The organism is Actinosynnema sp. NPDC059797 (assembly GCF_042732085.1).
Taxonomy (GTDB): Bacteria; Actinomycetota; Actinomycetes; order Mycobacteriales; family Pseudonocardiaceae; genus Actinosynnema.
The window spans coordinates 1-7,217 of record NZ_JBHWIE010000326.1; the positions used below are offsets into that span (position 1 = coordinate 1).

The 7,217-nt window shown below is 76.6% G+C and carries 7 protein-coding genes; 2 read left to right on the forward strand and 5 right to left on the reverse strand.

From position 1 onward, the window contains the following. The 4 genes from ACFV4N_RS35955 to ACFV4N_RS35970 form a co-directional block, all read right to left on the reverse strand. Nucleotides 1-420, reverse strand: a 420-nt coding sequence (locus ACFV4N_RS35955; RefSeq protein WP_499677129.1) for a zinc ribbon domain-containing protein, incomplete at its 3' end; no start/stop codon positions are given. 91 nt (nucleotides 421-511) lie between these two features. After that, nucleotides 512-2,935 carry a serine/threonine-protein kinase gene (locus ACFV4N_RS35960; RefSeq protein WP_499677130.1) on the reverse strand — a complete coding sequence of 808 codons (2,424 nt, stop codon included), beginning with the start codon at nucleotides 2,933-2,935 and terminating at the stop codon, nucleotides 512-514. A 219-nt stretch (nucleotides 2,936-3,154) separates the two neighbouring features. Further along, the gene (locus ACFV4N_RS35965) at nucleotides 3,155-4,117 is read right to left on the reverse strand and encodes a glutamate ABC transporter substrate-binding protein (protein WP_499677131.1); all 963 of its coding nucleotides are present in this window, start codon (nucleotides 4,115-4,117) and stop codon (nucleotides 3,155-3,157) included. After that, nucleotides 4,114-5,397, reverse strand: coding sequence for a GlnX family signal transduction membrane protein (locus ACFV4N_RS35970; RefSeq protein ID WP_499677132.1), 1,284 nt, complete (start codon nucleotides 5,395-5,397; stop codon nucleotides 4,114-4,116). The genes ACFV4N_RS35965 and ACFV4N_RS35970 overlap by 4 nt, the downstream gene beginning before the upstream one ends. Nucleotides 5,398-5,525: 128 nt before the next feature. Here ACFV4N_RS35970 and ACFV4N_RS35975 point away from each other — a divergent pair, with 128 nt between their 5' ends. Continuing rightward, on the forward strand, nucleotides 5,526-6,023 hold the full coding sequence (locus tag ACFV4N_RS35975; RefSeq protein ID WP_499677133.1) for a metallophosphoesterase: 498 nt from the start codon (nucleotides 5,526-5,528) through the stop codon (nucleotides 6,021-6,023). Between the two features lie 73 nt (nucleotides 6,024-6,096). Next, complete coding sequence (locus ACFV4N_RS35980) at nucleotides 6,097-7,023, forward strand: NADP-dependent oxidoreductase (protein WP_499677136.1); 927 nt, start codon at nucleotides 6,097-6,099, stop codon at nucleotides 7,021-7,023. A 7-nt stretch (nucleotides 7,024-7,030) separates the two neighbouring features. On the opposite strand, the gene ACFV4N_RS35985 is transcribed toward ACFV4N_RS35980, so the two are convergent. Next, nucleotides 7,031-7,217: NADAR domain-containing protein (locus ACFV4N_RS35985; RefSeq protein WP_499677134.1), on the reverse strand; the 187-nt coding region annotated here is incomplete at its 5' end.

A 7,217-nucleotide genomic window follows, 5' to 3' on the forward strand; every position in this document is an offset into this window, starting at 1 on the left:
GGTCAGCAGCACGTCCACCGCCGTGTCCACGGCGACCTGCGAGGCCTGCTCGGCCCGCTCCGACGACGCCACCCCGTCGCAGACCACCACCGCGACCCCGCGACCCCGGACCCGGCCGAACGCCATCGAGTCCTCGTTGCGCTGCCGCCGCCTGCCCCGGTCGCTCACCCCGGCCACGCCGGGCAGCGCGAACTCCACCCGGTCCCGCGCCGCGCCGCGCGCCCGGCCGCACCGCGCGCAGCACCCGTCCGCGTCGAACTCCGCGCCGCCGCACGCGCACCGCGCCGGCGCGGCCCCGGACCCGCCCACGGGCGTCCGCTGCACGCGCAGGTTGCGCCCGCACGCCTCGCAGAAGCGGTCCTGCGGCGTGACCGGAGCCGCGCACTCCGGGCACGAGTCCCTCGGGGAGTCCATCGTCATCGCGCCATCCTGCGATCCACCGTTCCGGGCGCCGCCACCGGGGGCGGCACCCCGATCATCGTCCCGGGCGGCGCGCTCCCGGCCGCCACCCTCACACCAACGTCCTGGGCCGCACCGCGTTCGCCAGGTCCACCAGGGCGATCCGCTCCTCGGCGGTGTCCGCCAACCGGGCCAGCTGCCGGTAGCAGCGCTCCAGGCCCAGCCGCAGGCCCACCTCGTCCAGCTCGCACCCCAGCAGCCTCCCACCCGGCTCCGACCCGCCGCCCGGCAGCAGGCCCAGCGCCACCTCCAGCAGCTCCGCGGTCAGCGCCGCCCGCCGGGCCACGTCCAGGTCCACGCCGTCCAGCCGCGCACCCGCCGCCACCACGTCCGGCAACGCGCCCGCCGCCTGCACCCGCACCGCCGCCACCTGCGCGGCCACGTGGTGGATCGAGGTGTCCGGCACCGAGTGCAGCACCGCCACCGCGGCCTCCCGGTCGCCGCGCCCCGCCAGCACCCGCGCCAACCCGAACGCCGCCGACACGTACGAGTGGTCCGTGCGCCACACCACCCGGTAGCCCTCGCCCGCCGCGTCCGGTTCGCCCGCCAGCTCCGCGCACACCGCCGCCGCCAGCTTCGGCGCGGCCTCGCCCGGCAGCACGTCGCACACCTGCTCGAACTCCGCCCGCGCCGCGCCGGGCCTGCCGCCCACCAGCGCGATCACCCCGCGGTACCAGCCGGGCCGCCAGTCGTCGGGCTCGGGCGCCTCGGGGTCGTCAGGGTCGAACAGCGACGGCCCCGGCGCCGAGGTCAGCTCGTCCAGCTCCGCCGCCGCCTCGGCCACCCGACCGGCCTCCACCAGCGCCCGCACGACCTGCAACCGCACCTCGACCGTGCGCACCGGCGCCGCGCGCAGCGCCGTCACCGTCTGGTCCGGGCCGCCGCCGGACGCCGTCGCCAGGAACCCCGCCGCCGGGTCGGCCGGGTCCACCTGCGGCACCGGCAGCCCCGGCGCCACCGCCCGCGGGTCCGGCTCCTCACCCGTCCCGGTGACCTCGGTGCCGAACGCCCGCCGCTCCGGCGTGAACTGCCGCGACAACCCCGGCCGCGGCACGTCGTCCTGCTGCGCCAGCACCTCCCGCAGCACGCCGGTCAGCTGCTCGGCCATCTCCTCGGCGGTGGCGAAGCGCCGGTCGGGGTCCCGGTGCGTGGCGCGGGCCAGGAACCGGCGCAGCGAATCGTGCCGGCGCAGCAGCGGCTGGTCGTCCGGCGAGGGCAGCGAGTCCCGGTAGGTGCGGCGGAAGTCGAACTGGAAGGTCATCACCGCCAGCGCCCGGCCCACCGTGTAGAGGTCGGAGGCCACCGAGGGCCCCACCGAGCCGATCTCGGGCGCCTGGTAGCCGACGGTGCCGTAGATGGGGGAGTGGTGGTCGTCCGCGCGCCGCACCGCGCCCAGGTCGATCAGCTTCAGCTGCTCCTCGGTCTGGATCACGTTGTCCGGTTTGAAGTCGCAGTACAGCAGGCCGACGCCGTGCAGGTAGCCCAGCGCGGGCAGCACCTCCAGCGCGTAGGCGATGGCCTGCTCGGGCGGCAGCGACTCGTGCCCGTCGCCGCGGGCGCGCAGTTCGTTGATCATGTCCTTGACGGAGGTGCCGCCGACGTACTCCATGACGATGTAGTCGACCAGGTCGCCGGTCCGCCGGTCGGCGTGCCGCACGAAGTTGTGGATCTTGACGATGTTCGGGTGCTCCACCTCGGCCAGGAACCGCCGCTCGGCCATGGCCGCGGCCATCGCGTCGGCGTCGCCGGAGTCCAGCAGGCCCTTGAGCACCACCCACCGGTCGCTGACCGCGTGGTCCGCGGCCAGGTAGACCCAGCCGAGGCCGCCGTGCGCCAGGCAGCCCAGCACCTCGTACTGGCCGTGCAGCACCTCGCCGGGCTCCAGCTTCGGGGTGAAGGAGTAGCGGTGCCCGCAGTGGGCGCAGAACCCCTCCACCCGGCCCGGCCGCCCCTCCCGGCCGCGCCCGACCTCCTTGCCGCAACAGGAGCAGAACCGCTTGGCCTCGGGCACCTCCGGGTCGGACAGCACGGCGGTCTTCGGGTCCCGGTAGGGCACCCGCGGCACCTCCACCAGCCCCGCGCCCAACCGGCCGCGCCCCGACGAGCGGGTCGAGGCCGACGCCCGCCGCGCCCGGCCCGCCGTCGGCGCCGACCACGGTGCGGTGCCCGGACCGGTGCCGGGACCCGTGTGGGGGCCGGTCGCAGGACCGGAGCCGGGACGGGTCGCGGGCCCCGAGCCGGTGTCCGGCCCACCGCCGGCCGCCCCGCGCCCTCCACCTGCTCCACCTGCCCCGACCTGGCTCGCGGCACCCGCCCCGGTCCCGGCTTTCGACCCGGCGCCACCCGGCCGCGCACGCCTTTCGACTCCCGGGTCCGGCGCGGTCCTGGCCAGGACCGGGGCCTCCAACCCGCACAGGTCGCAGGAGCCGTCGCCGTCGATCGCCCCGCCGCAGCCGGGCCTCGGACACGTCCTCATCGGGCCTCCGTCCTCGCCGGCACCGCCCGCCGGTACCGCCGCGCCGCCACCGCGCCCGCGGCGGATTCCGCCACACCGGGAAAACGCCTCGGCGGCCGCGCGAGTGCCCCGGCCACCCCGTCGGGCACGGCGCCGCCCCGCGCCGGACGACCCGGCGCCCCACCGCCACCCGCCCCACCGCCACCCGCCCCACCGCCACCCGCGCCGACGCCGCCCACGTCAGTCCCGGTACACCGCGACGGGCGGGGCCGGCGGCTCGCCGAGCCAGCGCCGGTGGATCGACGCCCACGTGCCGTCCGCGCGCAGCCGCTCCAGCAGCGCGTTGGCGAACCGCACGAAGTCCTCGTCGGCCTTGGGGAAGGCCATCCCGTACGGCTCCGCGGTGAACTGCGGCCCCACCACCTTCGTGTAGGGGTCCTGCGCGGCGAACCCGGCCAGGATCGTGTCGTCGGTGGAGATCGCGTCGACCTGGCCCTGCTGGAGCATCACCAGGCAGTCGGTCCAGTTCGGCACCGACACCGGGATCGGCCCGGACGCCGCCGCGGCCACGTTGGCCAGCGAGCTGGACCCCTTGGTCGCGCACACCCGCTTGCCGCCCAGCGACTCGATGCCGGTCGCCTCCGAGTTCACCGGCACCAGCACGCGCTGCCCGGCCTGGTAGTACACCGTGGAGAAGTTGACCTGCTCCCAGCGCTCGCAGGTGGCGCTCATGGTGCGCACCACGACGTCCACCCCGCGCTCCCGCAACGCCGGGATGCGCTGGTCGGAGGTCAGCACCTTGAACTGGATCGCGCCGGGGTCGCCGAAGATCGCCCGCGCGACCTCGCGGGCCAGGTCCACGTCGAAGCCCTCCAGCTCGCCGGAGAGCGGGTCGCGGAACCCCATCAGGTAGCTGTTCTGGTCCACGCCCGCGATCAGCCTGCCGCGCTGCCGGATGCGCTCCATGGTGGACCCGGCGGGCAGCCGGTCGGGCGGCGGCAGCGGACCCGTGGGGCGCAGGCTGGCGGTCGGGTCGCACGACGCGGGCGGCGCGGTCGCGGTGCCGGGCCGCCCGGTCAGCTCGGAGGCGTCCGCCGGTCGCGGCGCCACCGGCGGGGAACCCCCGATCGGCGGCGCGGCGCTGGGCACGGGCGCGCACGCCACCAGCAGCGACGCGAGCACGACCACCGCGGGCCACCTCATCGGTACTCCTTCAGCCGCTGCCACAGCCCGAACGTGGAGGCCGCCGCCGCGAGCAGGGAGAGCACCACCACCGCGGGCACCGCGCCGCCCAGCGCGCCGCGCGCCCGGCCCATCGTGTCGGTCAGCCGCGACCGCGCCGCCCCGATGGCGTCCACCAGGGCGTCGTCGAGGGCGTCGAACGCGCTGGCGCCGCCGCCCGCGTCGCGCCCGAGCGCGAGGGTCACGGCCGTGGTGTAGTCGCCCTGGTCGTCGGCCTCGCGCACCTGCCGGTGCACCTCCTGCCACCGCGCGTGGTGCTCCAGCGCCGACGACACCGACGGCGCGTCGCTCCGCCGGCCCGCCCACGCCAACAGGTCGGTCAGCTGCTCGTCCCGCCGGGCGAAGCTGTTCTCGTAGTCCGCGCCGCTGCCGCGCGCCACCAGCGTCAGCGTCTCGTCGCCGCGCGCGGTCAGGGTGGTGGTCCGCGCCCGCGCCAGCACGTCCACCAGCGCGGCCTCGTCCTTGCCCGCCGTCACGTGGTGGACGACCAGCAGGCTGGCCGCGAGCACCCACAGCAGCGAGACCGCGGTCAGCGCGGTGGCCACCACCAGACCGGGGTTGAGCACCCGGTTGGTGCGGCGGGTCAGCCAGCGCTGGACGAGCACCAGCACGACCAGCGCCGCGGCGCCCAGCAGCAGCTCGGGCCAGGGCAGCGACCCGGCGCCGCCCAGGTCGCGCACCACGTTCCCGGCCTCCACCCGGTACAGCTCCTGCGCGGTGGGCAGCAGCTCCGAGCGCATCAGGTTCGACGCCTGCCGCAGGTAGGCCGCGCCCACCGGGTTGCCCTGCCGGTTGTGGGTGCGGGCGGTCTCGACCAGGCCGGTGTAGACCGGCAGCCGCCCGGACAGCGTGGACAGCGCGGCGGTCAGCTCCGGGGAGCGGCTGCCCCCGGCGGTCGCCGCGGACAGCGCGGCCGCCGCCTCGGCCACGTCCTGCTCGTACCGCTGCCGCAGGGTCGCGGACTCCACGCCGCCGGACAGGAACGCGCCGGCCGCGGTGGCGTCCGCGTCGGCCATCGCCCGGTAGACCTCGTGGGCGGCGAACGCCAGCGGCTCGCTGCGGTCGGCCAGGGCCTCCAGGGCGGCGGAGCGGCGCTGGACGGACGTCGCGGTCAGGGCGCCGACCAGCAGGCCGACCACGGTCAGCAGGAGGGCGAGCAGGGTCAACCGGCCCGGCGTGCTGCGGGCCAGGCCGGTGACCCGGCGCACCGCGCCGCGGTGGGGTCGAGCTTCGACCGGCACGACCGCCCCCTTCCCGAGGTGATCGGCGTCACCCTCCGCCGGCGTTAGCGTAGATCGGAAGCGGGCGGGTGGGGACTTGATCGGTGCGGCGCACCGCCTACGGTGGGCGCGTGATGGTGGTGGCCCACGTGAGCGATCTGCACCTGGACGGCAGTGACCGCGCGGGCGGGCGTGCGGAACGCGTCCGCGCCTACCTGGCCGGGCTGCCCGGTCGCCTGGACGCCGTGCTGGTCTCCGGCGACATCGCCGACCACGGCCTGCCCGAGGAGTACGCGCCGGCCCGCGCCGTGCTCGACCTGCCGCACCCGGTGCTGGTGCTGCCGGGCAACCACGACGTGCGCGGCCCGTTCCGGACCGGGCTGCTCGACGAGCCCGCGAGCGACGAGCCGATCAACCGGGTGGCCGAGGTCGGCGGCGCGGTGTTCGCGCTGTGCGGGCACGCCCACACCGCCGCCGCGTCGACGTTCGCCGGCCGGCCGCTGCTGGTCGCGCCCGGTGTGGTGAGCACGATCAGACTGCCCTGGGAGGGCTCGGACGTGGTCGACCTCGACCAGCCCGCGGCCGTCGCCTTCCACGTGCTCGACGACGGGGGCCGGCTCACCACCCACTACCGGTTCGTGGCCTGATCCTTCCGGGAGTTGGCCCGCGGGCCGCTGGTACCGGCCCGGGGCGTCGGCCATGATCGACTCCATGACTTCGATGCGTGCCATCAGCCAGAGCAGCTTCGGCGGACCGGAGGTGCTGACGGAGGTCGACGTGCCCAAGCCGCAGGCCGGGCCCACCGAGGTGCTGGTCGCGGTCCGCGCCGCGGGCGTCAACCCGGCCGACGCCAAGTGGCGCGCCGGCGCCGCCCTGTTCGGCGAACCGCCGTTCGTGCTCGGCTGGGACGTCTCCGGCGTGGTCGAGGAGGTCGGCGTGGGCGTCACCACCCACCGGCCGGGCGACGAGGTGTTCGGCATGCCGCTGTTCCCCCGCCAGGCCGGCGCCTACGCCGAGTACGTCGTCGCGCCCTCCCGCCAGTTCGTCGCCAAGCCCGCCGCGCTGGACCACCCGCACGCCGCCGCGCTGCCGCTGGTGGGCCTCACCGCGTGGCAGAGCCTGGTCGAGACGGCCGACGTGCGGGAGGGTCAGCGGGTGCTCGTGCACGCCGCCGCGGGCGGGGTCGGGCACGTCGCGGTGCAGATCGCCAAGGCGCGCGGCGCGCACGTGATCGCCACCGCGAGCGCCGCCAAGCACGACTTCGTCCGGGAGCTGGGCGCCGACGAGGTCGTCGACTACACCGCGGTCGACTTCGCCAACGTGGTCCGGGACGTGGACGTCGCGTTCGACACCGTCGGCGGCGACACCGGCGTCCGCTCCGTGCCGACCGTCCGCGACGGCGGGGTCGTGGTGACCATCCTCGGCAACACCGAGCAGGACCTGGCGCGGGCCGCGGGCGACCGGGTGCGCGCCGCCGCCGTGCTGGTCGAGCCCGACCGCCTCGGCCTGCTCGGCCTGGCCGACCTGGTCGACCGCGGCCTGCTGCGCGTCGAGCTGGACTCGGTGCTGCCGCTGGCCGAGGCCGCCAAGGCGCACGAGCTGATCGAGTCCGGCCGCACCCGCGGCAAGATCGTGCTCACGGTGTGAGCGCCGCTCACGCCCGCAGCAGCTCCCGCACCCGCGTGAGGGCCTCGCCGAGCAGGTTCAGGCCGCGCCAGGAGGCCGGGTCCAGCGCCCGCTCGTCGTCGGCGGCCAGCCCGATGCCCCAGATCCGGTCCACCGGGCTGGCCTCCACCAGCACCCGGTCCCCGGTCGAGAGCAGGGAGGTCCGCAGGTCGGCG